This is a genomic window from Actinomadura parmotrematis (assembly GCF_019458805.1).
In the GTDB taxonomy this organism is placed as follows: Bacteria; Actinomycetota; Actinomycetes; order Streptosporangiales; family Streptosporangiaceae; genus Spirillospora; species Spirillospora parmotrematis.
The window spans coordinates 16,544-33,396 of record NZ_JAIBOA010000022.1 but is presented as its reverse complement, the minus strand read 5'-3'; the positions used below and the strand labels follow the sequence as shown (position 1 = coordinate 33,396).

At 73.4% G+C, this 16,853-nt stretch carries 20 protein-coding genes; 7 read left to right on the top strand and 13 right to left on the bottom strand.

Annotated features, from left to right (window positions below):
• Positions 1-92: 92 nt before the first annotated feature.
• Positions 93-497, top strand: coding sequence for a hypothetical protein (locus tag K1Y72_RS28030; protein WP_220169486.1), 405 nt, complete (start codon positions 93-95; stop codon positions 495-497).
• A gap of 78 nt (positions 498-575) precedes the next feature.
• On the opposite strand, the gene K1Y72_RS28025 is transcribed toward K1Y72_RS28030, so the two are convergent.
• From K1Y72_RS28025 to K1Y72_RS28015, 3 genes are all read right to left on the bottom strand, one after another.
• Positions 576-1,388 carry an RNA polymerase sigma factor SigF gene (locus K1Y72_RS28025; protein WP_220169485.1) on the bottom strand — a complete coding sequence of 271 codons (813 nt, stop codon included), beginning with the start codon at positions 1,386-1,388 and terminating at the stop codon, positions 576-578.
• 14 nt (positions 1,389-1,402) lie between these two features.
• Positions 1,403-1,831, bottom strand: coding sequence for an ATP-binding protein (locus K1Y72_RS28020; protein ID WP_372453023.1), 429 nt, complete (start codon positions 1,829-1,831; stop codon positions 1,403-1,405).
• A 144-nt stretch (positions 1,832-1,975) separates the two neighbouring features.
• Complete coding sequence (locus tag K1Y72_RS28015; RefSeq protein ID WP_220169484.1) at positions 1,976-2,470, bottom strand: GNAT family N-acetyltransferase; 495 nt, start codon at positions 2,468-2,470, stop codon at positions 1,976-1,978.
• Between the two features lie 260 nt (positions 2,471-2,730).
• On the opposite strand from K1Y72_RS28015, the gene K1Y72_RS28010 reads away from it, so the two are divergent.
• Positions 2,731-3,618 carry an RNA-guided endonuclease InsQ/TnpB family protein gene (locus K1Y72_RS28010; RefSeq protein ID WP_504739492.1) on the top strand — a complete coding sequence of 296 codons (888 nt, stop codon included), beginning with the start codon at positions 2,731-2,733 and terminating at the stop codon, positions 3,616-3,618.
• A gap of 13 nt (positions 3,619-3,631) precedes the next feature.
• Here K1Y72_RS28010 and K1Y72_RS28005 read toward each other — a convergent pair whose 3' ends face one another.
• Both K1Y72_RS28005 and sodN read right to left on the bottom strand, forming a co-directional pair.
• A complete protein-coding gene (locus tag K1Y72_RS28005; protein ID WP_220169483.1) occupies positions 3,632-5,050 on the bottom strand; it encodes a M1 family metallopeptidase in 1,419 nt (472 codons plus the stop codon).
• 161 nt (positions 5,051-5,211) lie between these two features.
• Positions 5,212-5,616 (bottom strand): superoxide dismutase, Ni, encoded by a 405-nt coding sequence (gene sodN / locus K1Y72_RS28000; RefSeq protein WP_308287260.1) that lies wholly within the window; start codon positions 5,614-5,616, stop codon positions 5,212-5,214.
• A gap of 138 nt (positions 5,617-5,754) precedes the next feature.
• On the opposite strand from sodN, the gene K1Y72_RS27995 reads away from it, so the two are divergent.
• Complete coding sequence (locus K1Y72_RS27995) at positions 5,755-6,120, top strand: S24 family peptidase (protein WP_220169481.1); 366 nt, start codon at positions 5,755-5,757, stop codon at positions 6,118-6,120.
• Here the strand turns inward: K1Y72_RS27995 and K1Y72_RS37380 are convergent.
• Positions 6,117-6,692, bottom strand: coding sequence for a CGNR zinc finger domain-containing protein (locus tag K1Y72_RS37380; protein ID WP_220169480.1), 576 nt, complete (start codon positions 6,690-6,692; stop codon positions 6,117-6,119). The two genes, K1Y72_RS27995 and K1Y72_RS37380, sit on opposite strands and share 4 nt — an antisense overlap.
• Positions 6,693-6,973: 281 nt before the next feature.
• Positions 6,974-8,164 (bottom strand): NAD(P)-dependent malic enzyme, encoded by a 1,191-nt coding sequence (locus K1Y72_RS27985; RefSeq protein WP_308287259.1) that lies wholly within the window; start codon positions 8,162-8,164, stop codon positions 6,974-6,976.
• A 352-nt stretch (positions 8,165-8,516) separates the two neighbouring features.
• Here K1Y72_RS27985 and K1Y72_RS27980 point away from each other — a divergent pair, with 352 nt between their 5' ends.
• From K1Y72_RS27980 to K1Y72_RS27970, 3 genes are read left to right on the top strand one after another with little or no spacing between them, the layout of a single operon-like run.
• Positions 8,517-9,428, top strand: a complete 912-nt coding sequence (locus K1Y72_RS27980; protein WP_220169478.1) for an ABC transporter substrate-binding protein — start codon at positions 8,517-8,519, stop codon at positions 9,426-9,428.
• A gap of 4 nt (positions 9,429-9,432) precedes the next feature.
• Positions 9,433-10,350 carry an amino acid ABC transporter permease gene (locus K1Y72_RS27975; protein ID WP_220169477.1) on the top strand — a complete coding sequence of 306 codons (918 nt, stop codon included), beginning with the start codon at positions 9,433-9,435 and terminating at the stop codon, positions 10,348-10,350.
• A complete protein-coding gene (locus K1Y72_RS27970) occupies positions 10,347-11,147 on the top strand; it encodes an amino acid ABC transporter ATP-binding protein (protein ID WP_308287258.1) in 801 nt (266 codons plus the stop codon). The genes K1Y72_RS27975 and K1Y72_RS27970 overlap by 4 nt, the downstream gene beginning before the upstream one ends.
• A gap of 48 nt (positions 11,148-11,195) precedes the next feature.
• Here the strand turns inward: K1Y72_RS27970 and K1Y72_RS27965 are convergent, their stop codons facing one another.
• From K1Y72_RS27965 to K1Y72_RS27945, 5 genes are all read right to left on the bottom strand, one after another.
• Positions 11,196-11,645 (bottom strand): S26 family signal peptidase, encoded by a 450-nt coding sequence (locus K1Y72_RS27965; protein ID WP_220169476.1) that lies wholly within the window; start codon positions 11,643-11,645, stop codon positions 11,196-11,198.
• Positions 11,642-13,468 carry an ABC transporter ATP-binding protein gene (locus K1Y72_RS27960; RefSeq protein WP_220169475.1) on the bottom strand — a complete coding sequence of 609 codons (1,827 nt, stop codon included), beginning with the start codon at positions 13,466-13,468 and terminating at the stop codon, positions 11,642-11,644. Before K1Y72_RS27960 ends, K1Y72_RS27965 begins: the two co-directional genes overlap by 4 nt.
• Positions 13,465-13,980, bottom strand: a complete 516-nt coding sequence (locus K1Y72_RS27955; protein WP_220169474.1) for a thioredoxin domain-containing protein — start codon at positions 13,978-13,980, stop codon at positions 13,465-13,467. Before K1Y72_RS27955 ends, K1Y72_RS27960 begins: the two co-directional genes overlap by 4 nt.
• Positions 13,980-14,486 (bottom strand): MauE/DoxX family redox-associated membrane protein, encoded by a 507-nt coding sequence (locus tag K1Y72_RS27950; protein WP_220169473.1) that lies wholly within the window; start codon positions 14,484-14,486, stop codon positions 13,980-13,982. Before K1Y72_RS27950 ends, K1Y72_RS27955 begins: the two co-directional genes overlap by 1 nt.
• Positions 14,487-14,552: 66 nt before the next feature.
• A complete protein-coding gene (locus K1Y72_RS27945; protein ID WP_220169472.1) occupies positions 14,553-14,720 on the bottom strand; it encodes a hypothetical protein in 168 nt (55 codons plus the stop codon).
• A gap of 413 nt (positions 14,721-15,133) precedes the next feature.
• Between K1Y72_RS27945 and K1Y72_RS27940 the strand changes: the two genes are divergently transcribed.
• Positions 15,134-16,102, top strand: a complete 969-nt coding sequence (locus tag K1Y72_RS27940; RefSeq protein WP_220169471.1) for a zinc-binding dehydrogenase — start codon at positions 15,134-15,136, stop codon at positions 16,100-16,102.
• Between the two features lie 9 nt (positions 16,103-16,111).
• Here K1Y72_RS27940 and K1Y72_RS27935 read toward each other — a convergent pair whose 3' ends face one another.
• Positions 16,112-16,852 (bottom strand): PadR family transcriptional regulator, encoded by a 741-nt coding sequence (locus tag K1Y72_RS27935; RefSeq protein ID WP_220169470.1) that lies wholly within the window; start codon positions 16,850-16,852, stop codon positions 16,112-16,114.
• Between the last annotated feature and the right edge of the window lies 1 nt (position 16,853).

Here is a 16,853-nt window from a genome sequence, read left to right as displayed (position 1 = left end):
GGCGACAGGGTATCCAGCCGGGCGGACCGGACGTCCCGCCGTCCCCGCGCCGGTGCGGGCCGGGCGGCGGGGGGCGGGTAGGGTCTTGGACCGTGTCGAAGCGTCCTGCCACCGTGTACGCCGCCGCCGCCCTGGAGGGCGCGGAGGGGCTCGCCGCCCTCGGGTTCGGCGCGTTCGTCGGGATCGAGACGGCCGTCGGCGCGGCCGTGGACCCGCCGAGCGCCATCGGCGTCACCGTGCTCGCGCTGATCGGCGCCGTGGCGATGCTGGCGTGCGCCCGCGGCCTGCTGCGGGGCGCCCCGGGCAGCCGGGCCCCGACGGTGGTGACGCAGCTGTTCTCGCTGCCGGTCGCCTGGTCGCTGTGGCAGAGCGACCGGCCGTGGATCGCCGTGCCGCTCGGCGCCGTCGCGATCGTCGCGCTGCTGCTCACCCTCAGCCCCCCGACGACCGCGTGGCTGGCCCGCGAGGACGAGCCCGGCGACGCGCCGGTCCCGTAACGCGCCGGAACCCCGGCCTGGCGGCGCGGGGTCCCGGTCACGGTGCTGCGGTGCGGTGTCACGGTGCTGCGGTGCGGTCTATTCGTCGGCGGTGAGGCCCTCGCGGAGCTGCGCGAGGGTGCGCGCCAGCAGCCGCGACACGTGCATCTGGGAGATGCCGAGCTCGGCGGCGATCTGCGACTGCGTCATGTTGCCGAAGAAGCGGAGCAGCAGGATCTTCTTCTCCCGCGGTGGCAGCTTCTCCAGCAGCGGCTTCAGCGACTCGCGGTACTCCACGCCCTCCAGCGACTCGTCGATCATGCCGAGCGAGTCGGCGACCGCGGGGGCGTCCTCGTCGCCGGAGTCGGGGGCGTCCAGCGAGACGGTCGAGTAGGCGTTGGCGGACTCCAGGCCCTCCAGCACCTCCTCCTCCGACATCTGCAGGTGCGCGGCCAGCTCGCTGACCGTCGGCGCCCGCCCCTCGCGCTGCGCGAGCTCGCTGATCGCCTTGGTGAGCGAGAGCTTCAGCTCCTGGAGGCGGCGCGGCACGCGCACCGCCCAGCCCTTGTCGCGGAAGTGCCGCTTGATCTCGCCGACGATCGTCGGGGTCGCGTAGGTGGAGAACTCCACCCCGCGCTCCAGGTCGAACCGGTCGATCGACTTGATCAGCCCGATGGTGGCGACCTGGATGAGGTCGTCGAGCCACTCGCCGCGGTTGCGGAAGCGGCGGGCGAGGTACTCCACCAGCGGCAGGTGCAGCTCGACGAGCTGGTCGCGGATGCGCTGGCGCTCCGGGTCGCCCTCGGGCAGCTCGGCGAGCCGCACGAACAGCGCGCGGGCCCGGGTGCGGTCGGGGACCGCGCTGCTCTCGGACCGCTCGGACCGCTCGGGGGCGGTGTCGCTCCCGGCCACAGTCGTCTTTTCCGTCACAGTGCCCCCGCTGCACCGCGACGCTTCTGCAGCGTCACGGTCACCCGGTCGTCGGCGCCGGCCTGCGCGTCCACCTCGCCGGCCAGCGAGGAGAGCACGGTCCAGGCGAAGGTGTCGCGGCTCGGCACCTGGCCGTCCACGGTGAGCACCGACACCGCGATGCGCACCGCGTCGCCGGTCAGCTCGAACTCGCAGGTCAGGTCGGTGCCGGGCACCGCCTGGGGGAGGAGCATCGCGCACGCCTCGTCGACGGCGATGCGCAGGTCCTCGATCTCGTCCAGCGTGAAGTCGAGCCGTGCGGCGAGACCCGCGGTCGCAGTGCGCAGCACCGAAAGGTACGCACTGGCCGCCGGCAGCTTCACGGTCACCACATCGCGCACGGACAACTTCGTACTGGCCGCCATTGCAGCGGTTTCCTCGGTCACGTCACTCCTCGTGGGATGGTCCCGCTGCTTTGAAAGTACCGCTAACCGGGGCCGTCGCGAGCATTCGCCGCGCGTGGCTTTCTCACCAATGTCCCCGGGGAGGTGTGGCGACGGGTCCCAAACCTCCCTCCACTGAGAGGTGTATCACTCGTCCTGCGAGGTCAGCGCCGCCGCGCCGCCGAGCGCGGCCAGCGGCTCGCCCGTCAGCCGGTAGACGGTCCACTCGTCCTGGGGGCGCGCGCCGAGCGACTCGTAGAAGGCGATGGAGGGAGCGTTCCAGTTCAGCACCGACCACTCGACGCGGCCGTAGCCCCGTTCGGCGGCGATGCGGGCGAGCTCGGCCAGCAGCGCCTTACCGTACCCGCGGCCGCGCATCGCCGGGTCGACGTAGAGGTCCTCCAGGTAGACGCCGTGGCGGCCGAGCCAGGTGGAGAAGTTGAGGAACCAGAGGGCGAAGCCGACGACGCGGCCGCCGTCCTCGGCGATGTGGGCGAACGCCTTCGGCTCGGGGCCGAACAGGGCGGCGCGCAGGTCGTCCTCGGTGGCGCGGACCTCGTGCAGCGCGCGCTCGTACTCGGCGAGGTCGCGGACGAGGCGCAGGATCTCGGGGACGTCGTCGGGGGCGGCGGGCCTGATCATGCGGGTCAGGCTACCGGGATGCGGGCCGGTGCTCCCTTCTTCGGGCCTGCGCTGGAAAGGCCGCCATATCCAAGTGGTGGCTTGAGCGGGGCATTTGTGCTGCTCGGCGACGTCGGCGGTACGCCGCCCGCAGGATCGGTGAACACCTCGCGCCCGGAACCCGGCCACCGCGACCGGACGGATATGCCTGGTAAGAACGCGGTGTCCGCCGATGATGTCATCTAACGGGCCGGTCACTTGCCGGCACGGTACGGTTACTCATTCGGCAGGCCGTCCGCTTCACCCGCAACTCCAATTTCAAGATCCTGGGCAACGGACGGCTGCGGCTGCCCAAGATCGGCGACCTGGCTGTGCGCTGGTCCCGGAGCCTGCCGTCGGACCCCTCCAGCGTGGCGATCATCCGGGATGCGGCGGGCCGGTACTTCGCCTCGTTCATGGTGCAGACGAGCGGCGAGGTGCTGCCGCCGGTCGAGTCCGAGGTCGGGATCGATCCGGGGCTGACGCACTTCGCGGTGCTGTCGGACGGCACCAAGATCAGTTCGCCCAAGTTCCTGCGGCGGGCGGCCCGCAAGCTGAAGCGGTTGCAGCAGGCGTTGTCACGCAAGCAGAAGGGTTCGATCAACCGCCGCAAGGCGGCGTTGAAGGTCGCTCGGGCTCATGCGCGGGTGGCCGACGCGCGGCGGGACTGGCAGCACAAGCTCTCGACCCAGATCATCCGCGACAACCAAGAGGTGTACGTCGAGGACCTGTGCGTCACCGGCCTGGCCCGCACCCGCCTCGCCAAGAGCGTCCACGACGCCGGCTGGGCATCGTTCACGGCCATGCTGGAGTACAAGGCCGCCCGCTACGGGCGCACGTTCGGTCGGGTGGACCGGTTCTTGCCCTCCACTCGGATGTGCTCGGCCTGCGGCCGCATCGGCGAGAAGAAGGCGCTCGACGTCCGGTCGTGGACCTGCCCGTGCGGGGCGGTCCACGACCGGGACGTCAACGCCGCCGTCAACATCCTCGCCGCCGGGCAGGCGGAGAGGCGAAACGACCGCAGAGCGCGGGTAGGACCGGCACCCGTGCCGGCACCGCGCGGTGAAGCGGTAACCCACCCCGACGCCGCGCGGATCCCGCGCGGCGTAGAGGGGGTCTCCGCCCGTTAGGGCGGAGAGGATGTCACCAGGTGGTGGGCTTGCTCTTGGTGTAGAGCCAGGCGTGGAACAGGCCGTCGAGCTGCTTGTGCGACACCTTCTCGGCGAGGGCGATGAAGTCCTTCGTCGTGACGTTGCCGTTGCGGTGGAGCTTGGTCCACTGCTTCAGCAGGGCGAAGAACGCCTTGTCGCCGATGCGGCCGCGGAGCGCCTGGAGCGTCATCCCGCCGCGGTAGTAGGCGGTGAGGGTGAACATCTCGTCGGCGCCGGGGTTGCCGGCCTGCCGCGCCGTCCACAGGTCGGCGTAGTAGGGCCAGGTCGTCGGCTCGTTGTAGAGCAGGTCGAACGTCTGCTTGGCGGTGCGGCCGCCGTGCTGCTCGTCCCAGAGCCACTCGGCGTAGGTCGCGAAGCCCTCGTTCAGCCAGATGTCCTTCCAGCGCTTCACGCTCACGCTGTCACCGAACCACTGGTGGGCCAGCTCGTGCACGATGACGCCCTGGTCGGGCTCGAAGCCGTAGATGGGGCGGCTCTGGGTCTCCAGCGAGAACTCCACGTCGACGCCGACGCGGATGCCGCCGGTCGACTGGAAGGGGTACTTCCCGAAGACCTTCTCCTCCCAGTCGATGGCCTTGATGGTGTCGTCGTGGATGGTGGTGAGCTCGTCCGCGCGGTTCGGGGCGACGGCGGTGATGACGGGGACGCCCGAGGCGGTCTTGCCCTTCTTCACCTGGAACTTGCCGATGGCGAGCATGGCGAGGTAGCTGGCCATGGGCGTCCGCTCGTTCCACACGAAGGTGGACTTGCCGCCCTTGGTGGTGGTCCCGCCGGGCTCGCCGTTGGACAGCACCTGCGTGCCCTTGGGGACGGTCACCTTGTAGGTGTAGGTGGCCTTGTCCTGCGGGTGGTCGTTGGAGGGGAACCAGGTGGACGCGCCGTCGGGCTCGCTCACCACGTACGCGCCGTCCGGCGTCTTGATCCAGCCGAACTTGCCGATGTCGGGCCGCTCGATGGGCTTCGGCGTGCCGCCGTAGACGACCTTGACGGTGAACTTCTTGCCGCGGTGCAGGCCCTTGGCGGGCGTGATGGCGAGCTCCTGGCCCTTGCGGGTGTACTTGGCCTTCCTGCCGTTCACCGTCACGCTCTTGACGGTGAGCTGCTTGAGGTCCAGGTCGAAGCGCGACAGGTCCTGCGTCGCCCGCGCCGAGATGACGGCGGTCGCCGCGAGGGTGTCGGCGGCCGGGGCGTAGTCGAGCGACAGGTCGTAGTGGCCGACGTCGTAGCCGCCGTTCCCCTCGGCGGGGAAGTAGGGGTCGCCGCCGCCCGGCGCGCCGGGCCGGAAGCCGTGCGGCGCCGCCGCCGTCGCGGGGGGCGCGGCCGCGAGGACGCAGGCGCCGGCGGTGAGCGCCGCGGCGGCCAGACGGAGGGTGCGGATCCTGGGGGGCATGGATCACCTTTCTGTGACTGATCCGCCCTAGAGGATCACGAAATGCCCCTCCTGTCAGTCCTGTCCGGAAATTTTCCGCTGCCGGACAGCGCGACGGGGGCCGTCCGCGTGCGGACGGCCCCCGCGAAGCGCGCCGGTCCGCCGGCGCCCGGGAGGAAGGCTCAGGCCTTCTTGGTCTCCCAGAAGATGTCGGAGATCTCCTGGATCTTGGCGAGCAGCTGGTCCGCCGTCGCGACGTCGGTGCTGCTCTTGGTGCCGCCACCGCCGCCGGCCAGCTTGGTGGCCTCGTTGATCAGCGTGTGCAGCTGCGGGTACTTCTCGAAGTGCGGCGGCTTGAAGTAGTCGGTCCACAGCACCCAGAGGTGCTCCTTGACCAGGTTGGAGCGCTGCTCCTTGATGATCAGGGCCCGGGCGCGGAACGCCGGGTCCTCGTTGGCGTGGTACTTCTCCAGGATCGCCTTGACCGACTCGGCCTCGATGCGGGCCTGGGCCGGGTCGTAGACGCCGCACGGCAGGTCGCAGTGCGCGGAGACCGTGGTCTTAGGACGCAGAAGGTTGGCGAACACCTGCGTATCCCTTCCCTCGTTACGGATCATGCTCAGGGCACCGACATTACTCTGATGCGGTGCGGCGGGACCGGCCAGGGCGCTCGGTACATCGGCCTAGGACCCGCCGCCGACACCATCACCGATCGGGGGCGATCCATGCGGGGACCGGCACGGCGCTGGACGCGCGTCGAGGTGGCCGGGCCGTCCATGCGGCCCGTGCTGGAGCCGGGCGACCGGCTGTTGGTGCTGGTCGGCGGCCGGGTCCGGGCCGGGGACGTCGTCGTGGCCCGGCATCCGCACGACGCCGCGCTGCTCGTGGTGAAGCGCGCCGCGCACCGCGACGGGGACGGGTGGTGGCTGGAGAGCGACAACCAGCGCGCGCCCGGCCGGCAGGACAGCTGGGACTTCGGGGCGGTTCCGGACGCGGCGGTGCGCGGGCGTGTCGTCGCCCGCTACGGCCCGCTGCGGCGCGCCGGCCGCGTCCGCCGCCGCCCCCCGGACGCGGCGCCCGCGTCCGCCTAACCGCCGGCGCGGGGCTGCGCGCGGGCCGTCACGGGGGTGCGGGCGGGGCGGCGCTGCGCGGCGGCGGCGCTCGGGGCGCCGCGCCGGGCGCAGTGCGCCGAGCAGTACCGCCGCGACCGGTTGGCCGTGGTGTCGAAGAAGACCCGGCCGCAGCCGTCGGCGGCGCAGACGCCGAGGCGCTCCAGTCCCCGGTCGGCGATCGTGACGGCGAGGCCCATCGCGGCGCGCGCGGCGAACCGGTCGGGGACCGAGCCGCCCTCGTTGATGTGCAGGTGCCAGCGCTGGCCGTCGTGGCCGGACACCTGGGGATGGACGGGATGCTGGATGAGCAGCGTGTTGAGGCGGTCGATGGCGTCCTCCTCGTCGCCGCCGGCGGCCGAGACGAAGACGGCCCTCAGTTGCCCGCGGAGGCCGCGCATGGCGTCCAGGTCGCGGTGGGAGATCCGGCCGCCGAGGTGCGGGTGGCCGGCCAGCAGCTCGTGCAGCCCGTCCAGGCTGCGCAGGGTGTCACCGTCGGGGCGCTGGGTGTTGACGAGGTCGACCGCGAGGTCTGCGTATGAGGCGAGGTCCACGTGCGCTCCTGCCGGAGTCGACCCGATGAGGGAATCGCAGGGTTGATTCCCGTATGTCGATTATTACACCTGCGGCGGCGGGAGAAGGGCGTCCGATGCCGAGCCCCTATGGAACATCGTGCGGTCGCGGTGCCCGAGAGCCGACAATTCACTCGCGAGAAGGGCGTTCTGCCGGAGATTTCAAGGTCGTCTCCGCGGCGGGTGCGCCGGGACGCGAGCGGCCCGCGACCCCGGGTGGGGGGTGCGGGCCGCGCGGGACGTGCGGGGGCCGGGCGGGGCCGTCAGATCCGGGCGACGCCCTCCGCGCGGGCCTGCTCGGCGACGGCGGTGGTCACCGCGGGCGCCACGCGCTCGTCGAAGGGGTTCGGGATGACGTAGTCGGGCCGCACGTCGTCGCCGACGATCGCGGCGAGCGCGTCGGCGGCGGCGAGCTTCATGCCCTCGGTGATGGAGTGCGCGCGGGTGGCGAAGGCCCCGGCGAAGATGCCGGGGAAGGCCAGCACGTTGTTGATCTGGTTGGGGAAGTCGCTGCGGCCGGTGGCGACGACGCGCGCGTGCCGGGCGGCGACCTCGGGGTGCACCTCGGGGGTGGGGTTGGAGAGGGCGAACACGATGGCGTCCTCGCTCATCGTGGCGATGCACGACTCGTCCACCGTCGCGCCGGACAGGCCGATGAACACGTCGGCGCCGCTCAGCGCCTCCTCGGTGGAGCCCGAGCGGCCCTCCCGGTTGGTGATCCGGGCGATCCGCTCCTTGACCGGGTTCAGCCCCTCGCGGCCCTCATGGATGAGGCCCTTGCTGTCCGACAGCGCGATGTCGCCGATGCCGGCCTCGATGAGGATGGTGGAGACGGCGATGCCGGACGCGCCCGCGCCCGCGACGACGGCGCGCAGCTGCGAGAGGTCCTTGCCGATCAGCCGCGCCGCGTTCTTCAGCGCGGCGAGCGTCACGATGGCGGTGCCGTGCTGGTCGTCGTGGAAGACCGGGATGTCGAGGGCGGCGCGCAGCCGGTCCTCGATCTCGAAGCAGCGCGGCGCGCTGATGTCCTCCAGGTTGATGCCGCCGAAGCTCGGCGCCATCCGGATCACGGTCTCCACGATCTCGTCCACGTCGGTGGTGGCGAGCGCGATCGGCACCGAGTCGACGCCGGCGAACTCCTTGAACAGGATCGACTTGCCCTCCATGACCGGCATCGAGGCGGCCGGGCCGATGTCGCCGAGGCCGAGGACGGCGGTGCCGTCGGTCACCACGGCGACGACCTTGGAGGTCCAGGTGTAGTCGTGGGCGAGCTCGGGGTTGTCGGCGATCGCCGAGCACACGCGGGCGACGCCCGGGGTGTAGGCGAGCGACAGGTCGTCGGCGTCGCGGACGGGGATGGTCGAGCGCATCTCCATCTTGCCGCCGCGGTGCAGCGGGAACGCCGGGTCGGTATCGAGGAAGGACTGATCGGTGGGAATGGGCTCGGCGGCCACAGCGACCCCTGTCGGTAGATGATTTCGGACGATGCCGCCGCAGCGGTGCGGTCTGGTGGCCGTCACCTGGGTGGCATCTCGCGACGCACGGGGGTCACCCGTTGCCCGATTGTGCCACATCCGTCGGAAGTATCCAGGGGGAAGCCCCGGTGGCGGCCGTCACGCCCGTCGCCCAGCGTACACGGGCGCGCGCGGAGCGTCCCGAATCCCAGGCGGGGCGAGGTGGCGGGGGAACGGCGTTGTTGTCCGATTGTTTCGGAGCCTTAATCCCGTGCCCGCCTCCTGTGAGCCAAAATGTGCAGCTAACCGGCAGATCTGACCGGATCGGCCTACTTCACCTGGAGGGGGACCTGTGATCACTGGTTCTCTGCGCCGCCGCGCCGTTGCGGGGGCCGCACTCGTGCTGACGGGCGCCCTCGCCCTGTCGGCCTGTGGCGACGACAGCGACTCGGGCGGATCCGGCGCGAAGGTCACGCCGTCCGGCGGCGCCGACGCCAAGCTGTCCGCGCTGGTGCCCGCGGCGATCAAGTCCGACGGCAAGCTCGTCATCGGCACCGACGCGTCCTACCCGCCCAACGAGTCGGTGGACCCGGCCTCCCAGAAGATCGTCGGCTGGGACGTCGAGCTGGCCGAGGCGATCGGCGTGAAGCTGGGCCTGAAGACCGAGTTCCAGAACGCCGGCTTCGACACGATCATCCCGGGCGTGCAGTCGGGCAAGTACGAGCTCGGCGTCTCCTCGTTCACCGACAACAAGGACCGCGAGAAGGTCGTCGACTTCGTCACCTACTACACGGCCGGCACCTCCTGGGCCGCGCTGAAGGGCAACCCCAAGGGCGTCAACCCCGACGACGCCTGCGGCAAGAGCATCGGCGTCCAGCAGGGCACCGTCCAGGTGGACGACCTCACCGCGCGCAGCAAGAAGTGCACCGCCGCCGGCAAGCCCGCCATCAAGCAGGTCGTGCGCAAGCAGCAGACCGAGGTCAACAACGACCTGGTCGCGGGCAAGGTCGACGCGATGGCGGCCGACTCCCCGATCGTCGGCGGCGCGGTCAAGAAGACCGGCAAGCTCGACATCATCGGCCAGGCGTACGACACCGCCCCCTACGGCTACGCGGTCGGCAAGAACTCCGGCCAGCTGAAGGAGGCCGTCCAGGGCGCGGTGAAGGCGCTCATCGCCGACGGCACCTACAAGAAGATCCTCGAGAAGTGGGGCGTGGAGCAGGGCGCCGTCACCGACCCGGCGATCAACGGCGCGCAGAGCTGACGCGATGACCGTCACCGCAGACGACGGCGGGAAGGGGCGGCCCGAAGCGATCCGGGCCGTCCCGGTCCGCCACCCCGGCCGCTGGGTCGGCGCGCTCGTCGTGCTGGTCCTGGCCGCGATGTTCGTCCACTTCCTGTTCACCAACGACGCGCTGAACTGGCCGGAGCAGCGCAAGTTCATGTTCTCCGACGCCGTGCTGAAGGGCGTCCGCAACACCGTCTGGCTGACGCTGGCGGCGATGGCGGGCGGCATCACGTTCGGCGTCGTGCTCGCGCTCATGCGGATGTCGGCGAACCCGCTGATGCGCGGGGCCGCCTGGTTCTACCTGTGGTTCTTCCGCGGCACCCCGCTCTACACCCAGCTGCTGATCTGGGGCTCGATCGGCGCGCTGCTGCCGACGATCAGCCTCGGCGTCCCGTTCGGGCCCGAGGTCCACACCTGGCAGACGCAGAAGCTGATCAACGCGGCGCTCGCCGCGGCGCTCGGCCTCATCCTCAACGAGGCGGCCTACATGGCCGAGATCGTGCGGGCCGGCATCCTGTCGGTGGACACCGGCCAGCAGGAGGCGGCGAGCGCGCTCGGCATGTCCCGCGGGCAGACGATGCGGCGGGTCGTGCTGCCGCAGGCGATGCGGGTGATCGTGCCGCCGACCGGCAACGAGACGATCTCGATGCTGAAGAACACCTCGCTGGTGGCGGCGGTGCCCTACGCGGAGCTGACCTGGACGGCGCAGACCATCTACGCCGACACCTACCAGGTCATCCCCATGCTGATCATGGCGTGCCTGTGGTACCTGTTCCTGTCCTCGCTGCTGATGGTCGGCCAGTTCTACCTGGAGCGCTACTTCGGCCGCGGCTTCGCCGGGCAGGGCGGCCGGCCGGCGCGGCGCCGGATCCCGCTGGTCCGAGGGGGGCACCGATGACCGAGATCGACACCCCGCCCGGCGCGGCGCCGGCGGACGGCCTCATGGTCCGGTCCGAGCAGGTGCACAAGTCGTTCGGCAGCGTGGAGGTGCTGAAGGGCATCGACCTGGAGGTCCGGCAGGGCGAGGTGATGTGCATCATCGGGCCGTCCGGGTCCGGCAAGTCCACCTTCCTGCGCTGCATCAACCACCTGGAGAAGATCAACGCCGGCCGGCTGTGGGTGAACGGCCACCTGGTCGGCTACCGGCAGAAGGGCGACAAGCTCCACGAGCTGCGCGACAAGGAGGTCGCCGCGCAGCGCCGCGAGATCGGCATGGTGTTCCAGCGCTTCAACCTCTTCCCGCACATGACCGCGCTCGGCAACGTCATGGAGGCGCCCGTCCGGGTGAAGCGGCGGCCGAAGGCCAAGGCGCGCGAGGACGCGGTCGCGCTGCTGGAGCGCGTCGGCCTCGGCGACAAGATCGGCAGCTACCCGGGGCAGCTGTCGGGCGGCCAGCAGCAGCGCGTCGCGATCGCCCGCGCGCTCGCGATGGAGCCGGCGCTCATGCTGTTCGACGAGCCGACGTCGGCGCTCGACCCCGAGCTCGTCGGCGAGGTGCTGGAGGTCATGAAGCAGCTCGCGCTCGACGGCATGACGATGGTCGTCGTCACCCACGAGATGGGGTTCGCCCGCGAGGTCGGCGACTCGCTGGTCTTCATGGACGGCGGTGTCGTCGTGGAGAAGGGCGCGCCGCGCGACGTGATCGGGAACCCGCAGCACCCCCGCACCCAGGACTTCCTGTCCAAGGTGCTCTAGCCGCGCGCCGCGGGCCCCGCCGCCGTGCCGGCGGGGCCCGCGGCGCGCTCAGGCGGGGGAGAGGCGCCGGACGACGACGCCGACGACCAGCTCGCGCCGCACGAACCCGTAGTGGCGCGAGTCCCAGCTCGCCGCCCGGTTGTCGCCGAGCACGACCAGCGCGCCGCGCGGCACCGCGGCGCCCGCGAGGCCGCGCGCGTCCGGGGCGGCCCAGCCGTCCGGGACGCGGTCGCCGCCGACCGCGACGGCGCGCTTCAGCAGCAGCTGCCGGTCGCGGACGGCGCGCGGGCCGCGCCCGCTCGGCAGGTCGGGGAAGCGGATCAGGGCGACCTGCCCGGCGCGGACCCGCCGCGTCCGCCGGACGAGGACGCGGTCGCCGTCCCGCAGCGCCGGCTCCATGCTGGCGCCGTCGACCGAGGTCAGGAGCAGCGCGCGGCGGGCGGCCAGCAGCGCCGCGAGCCCGGCCGCGGCGGCGAGCCCGGCCGCCGCCCGCCTCACGGCACCTCCTGGTAGCCGGCGGCCTGGAGGCGGAACAGCCGCGCGTAGCGGCCGTCCTTCGCGAGCAGCTCCTCGTGGGTGCCCTCCTCGGCGACGCGGCCGCCGTCCAGGACGGCGATGCGGTCGGCGTCGCGGACGGCGCTCAGCCGGTGCGAGATCAGCAGGCTGGTGCGGCCCGCGCGGAGCTCGCGCATCCGGGCGTGCACCTCCTGCTCGGCCTCGGGGTCGAGGCCCGAGCCGGGCTCGTCCAGGATCATCAGGTCGCGGTCCTCGCGGACGAGCGCCCGCGCGAGCGCGAGGCGCTGCCACTGGCCGCCCGACAGGACCACGCCCGCCCCGGCGCCGCCCGCCTCCCCGCCCTCGGCGCCGTCCAGCGCGAACATGCGGGTGAGCGGGGTGGCGTAGCCGCGCGGCAGGGCGGCGAGCCGGTCGTGGACGCCCGCCCGCGCGGCCGCCCGGATGAGGCGGCCCGGGTCGTCCAGCGCGGCGGGGTCGCCGATCGCGATGTTGTCGGCGGCGGTCATCTCGTAGTTCACGTGGTCCTGGAAGACGGCGCTGACGCGGGCGCGCAGCCGCTCGGGCGGGATGTCGCGCAGGTCGACGCCGTCCCAGCGGATGCTGCCGCGCGTCGGGTCGTACATGCGGCAGAGCAGCTTGACGAGGGTGCTCTTGCCCGCGCCGTTCAGCCCGACGAGCGCGACGGCGCGGCCGTGCGGGATCGTCAGGTCCACGCCGCGCAGGATCCACGGATGGTCGTCGCCGTAGCGGAACCACACGCCGCGCAGCTCGACGCCGCGCCGCAGCTCGGGGGCGTCGCCGTCCTCGGCGCGCGGCAGGTCGGGGGCGGCGCGGACGACCGCGACGTAGTGCGCGAACGCCAGCAGCCGGGCCTGCCCGCCCGCGACGGCCGAGGTCAGGGTGGCCAGGGCGGCCTGCACGCCGATGACGGCGGCGAGGAACATCGCCACGTCGCCGATGCCGAGCCGCCCCGCGCGGGCCGTCGCGACCGCCCACCAGAGGCCCGCGCCCGCGACGGCCGCGCCCAGCAGGGTGAGGCCGCCCTGGGCGCGCAGCTCCCGCACGTCCATCCGGCGGCCCTCGGCGTTCGCGCCGCGCCGCTCGGCCATCATGCGGGCGCGCAGGAACGCGCCCGCGCCGAACAGCCGGATCTCGGTGGCGGCGGCGGTGCCGGTGAGGAGCTGGCCGTAGAAGAACTCGCGGCGGTGGTGGTGCTCGACGTTCCACTCCATCGCCGACCGGCTGCGGGTCAGCAGGATCTCGGCGGCGAGCGCGGGCAGCGCGGCGACCACGACCAGGGCCGTCATCGGCGGGCTGAGGACGAGCAGCGAGCCGACGAACCCGGCCAGCGACAGCGTCCCGCCGAGCGCGCTGCCGAGCCCGTCGACCAGCTCGGCCGACCGGCGGGTGCCGTCCTGGGCGAGCCGCAGCCGGTCCTGGAACGCCGGGTCCTCGAAGCGGGCGAGGCCGACCTGGCGCTCGGCCGCCGCGAACAGCCGCTCGGTGCCGGCGGCGCTCGCCGCCCGGCCGAGCTCGGACCGCAGGTACTGCGCGGCGGCCGGCAGCGCGGCGGCGGCGAGGCCCGTGACGGCGAGCCCGGCGGCGAGACCGCCGACGGCGCCGTGCGGGGCGGCGAGCCGGTCGAGGACGAGCTTGGTGAGCCAGGCCGTCGCGATCGGCGCGGCGGCCGCCGCGACCGTCGCGGCCAGGAACAGCGCCAGCGCCGCGGGCGCCGACCGCCAGAGCAGCAGGCCGGCCTCGGCGGCCGCCGCCCGCAGGCCGCGGCCGCCGCTCGCCCCCCTCACCCCCGCGCCGCGGCGCGCTCGCGGGCGGGCGCCAGCTCCTCGACGCGCGCGCCGGTCGCGGTGACGCGGCCGTCCTCGACCCGGTAGAGCGCGGGCGTCCAGGTGTTCTGGAAGGCGCGCGCGACCGGGCCGCCGTCGGGGTCGGCGGCGACGACGCGGGCGACGGGCGCGAGGGCCTCCAGCAGGGCGGGGTCGTCGCCGCCGACGACGGCGAGGACGCGGTCGCGGCCGACTTCGCGGGCGTGCTCGATGAAGCGCGGGAGCAGCTCGTGGCAGGGCTCGCAGCCCGCGGAGAAGAAGCCGACCGTCCCCGACAGCCCGGCCGCCGACACCGTCTCGTCCGCGGTCGTGACGGCCTCGAAGCCCGCCACCCGCGCGCCCGGCCGCAGCGCGAACGGCGCGCCGGGCCCGGCCGCGTCCGCGCGCATCCGCCGCAGGATCCCGAGCGTCAGCAGCAGGTTGACCAGGCAGAGCGCGCCGAGCAGCACCACGGCTGCCACCAGGTAGGGCATCACGAACTCCTCGCGAACAGGTCGACGACGTCGTCGAAGGCGACGAACAGCAGCGCGCCGGCGAATCCCGCGACGGCGGCGACCGCCAGCCCGGCCGCCTGCGGCGCGCCCGCCGGGCCGGCCGCGCCGACGGCGGCGACGGCGAGCAGGGCGGCGTTGCGGACCAGGTGGCGCGGGCCGATCGGGGCGCCGGACGCGCCGAAGCAGCGGCAGTGGGGGCGCCGGCCGCGCCGCAGCGCGGCGGCGATGGCGGCGGTGAAGGAGGCGAGCAGGACCCCGGCGAGCGCGAACCCCCAGCCGGCGGTGGCGGGCACCGCCGCGAGGACGGCGGCGGCGAGCTCGGCGGCGACGACGGCCGCGGCGAGCGGGCCCGTCCACGCCGCCGGGACGGGCGCGAGCGCGCGCACCGACCGGCGGAAGCCGCCGGGGTCGCGCAGCTTCGCCAGCGCCGACGCGGCGAACACCGCGGCGATCAGGCAGGCGCAGCCGATCCGCGCGTACTCCATCCGGGGGCTCCTCTCCGAAGGGGCCGGGCCGGGCGGCGACGGCACGCGCCGCCCGGCGGGCACGGGCTAGCAGCTGCTGCGGATCTTGCTCCACTCGCAGCCGGTCTGCGGGCAGCAGAACCGGTACCAGTAGCCCGGGTGGCCGGCGGAGTTGCAGAAGTAGCCGCCGGCGCACGCCGAGGCGGTCGCGCGCGGGGCCACCCGCTCGATCAGCCGGTCGATGAGGCGGTTCATGGACGCTCCCTTTCTTGCGCCGCGGGGCACGGCGCGGGCGGAGGGCGTGCCCGGGGCCGGGCACATGATCATTACCGCCCCGTCCCGGCGGGGGATCAAGACCTGGCGCCGCACCGCCCGATCTTCGTGGGATGTTGCCGACCGGAACCGGAATCGGTCCGCGCCCCGCCCATTACGGACGCGGCGGGCGCGCGTGCCCGGCGGACCGCCGTCCCCGTGCGCGACCGGGGGAGCGCGGTCCGTCAGAGCCGCGGACGCCCCGCCGCCCGCCCCGTCACGGACGGTGCCGGGAAGGCCGGGCGCGCCCCGCGCCGCCCGTCGGCAAAGATCAACAAACGGGCCGAAAAAGCCCCGTTGCGCCCGCGCAACGCCCCTTGCGGAAGCGGCGCGCGGGCGGCCCGTAGGGTGGGCGCATGTTCGCTGTCACGGCATCGCGATTCGACGAAGACAACCCCCTGGACGGTCTCGCGCTCGGCGAGCGGCCCGACCCGGACGTCCCCGACGGCTGGACGACCGTCACGGTGCGGGCGGCCGCGCTGAACCACCACGACCTGTGGTCGCTGAAGGGCGTCGGGCTCGCCGCCGAGCGGCTGCCCATGGTGCTCGGCTGCGACGCGGCGGGCGTCGACGAGGACGGCAACGAGGTCATCGTGCACGCCGTGATCGGCGACCCGGCGCGCGGCGGCGGCGACGAGACGCTCGACCCGAAGCGGACCCTGCTGTCGGAGCTGCACCCGGGCACGCTCGCCGAGAAGGTCGCGGTGCCGCGCCGCAACCTGGTGCCGAAGCCCGCCGAGCTGTCGTTCGAGGAGGCGGCCTGCCTGCCGACGGCCTGGCTCACCGCCTACCGGATGCTGTTCACCAAGTCGGGCGTGCAGCCGGGCGGCAGCGTCCTCGTGCAGGGGGCGGGCGGCGGCGTCGCGACCGCCGCCATCGCGCTCGGCGCGGCGGCCGGCTTCCGCGTCTACGCCACCAGCCGCAGCGCGGGCAAGCGCGAGCGGGCCGCCGGGCTCGGCGCGACGGGGGTGTTCGAGAGCGGCGCGCGGCTGCCCGAGCGGGTGGACGCGGTCATCGAGACGGTCGGCGAGGCGACCTGGTCGCACTCGCTGAAGTCGCTGCGGCCCGGCGGCCGGATCGTGGTGTCGGGCGCGACGAGCGGCCCGCTGCCGCCCGCCGACCTCAACCGGGTGTTCTTCCTGCAGCTGTCGGTGGTCGGCTCGACCATGGGCACCCGCGACGAGCTGGAGCGGCTCGCCCGGTTCCTGGTCGCGACCGGCGTCCGGCCGCCCGTCGACCGGGTGCTGCCGCTCGCGCGGGCCGCCGAGGGGTTCGCGGCCATGGCGGACGGCGAGCTCTTCGGGAAAATCGTCTTCACCCCGTAGGGCGGCCCGTCAGTCGCCGCCGAAGATGTCCCGGCGCAGCCGCTCGCGGGTCTCCTCCAGGATGGAGCGGGCCGCGGCGAGCCGCTCGTCGTCGAGGCCCGAGCGCGCCGCCTGGGTGCGGACGTCCTCCACGAAGGTGCCGAGGAGCCGCTCCAGGCGGAGCCGGGCGACGTCGCTCTGGCTGCCGGTCGCGGTCTTCCACGCGTCCTCCCAGTTGCGGCGCCACTCCTCCTTCCACGCCTGCGTCTGCTCGCGCCAGTGCTGCTTCTGGCGGCGCCACTCGTCCTTCTGCCGCCCGGTCGACTCCTTCCAGGCGTCCTTGGAGCCCTTCCAGGACTCCCCGGACGCCGACCGGGCCTCCTCGCGCATCGTCTTCGCGGCCTGCGTCAGCTCCTCGCGGAGCGAGCGGACGGTCTGCCGGACGTCCTGCTGGACCTCGCGGGCGAACTCCTGCGCCGACGCGGAGATCTCCTCCTCCAGCTCGGCGAGCTCGTCGAGGCGGCGCTCCAGCTCGGCGCGGCCCTGGTCGGTGAGCGAGTAGACCTTCTTGCCCTTGACGACCTCGTGGCTGACCAAGCCCTCGGCCTCCAGCCGGGCGAGGCGCGGGTAGATGGTGCCGGGGGAGGGCGAGTAGACGCCGAGGAACCGGTCCTGGAGCAGCCGGATCACCTCGTAGCCGTGCCGCGGGCTCTCCTCCAGCAGCTTGAGCAGGTACAGCCGCAGGCGGCCGTGGCCGAAGACGGGGCTCAAC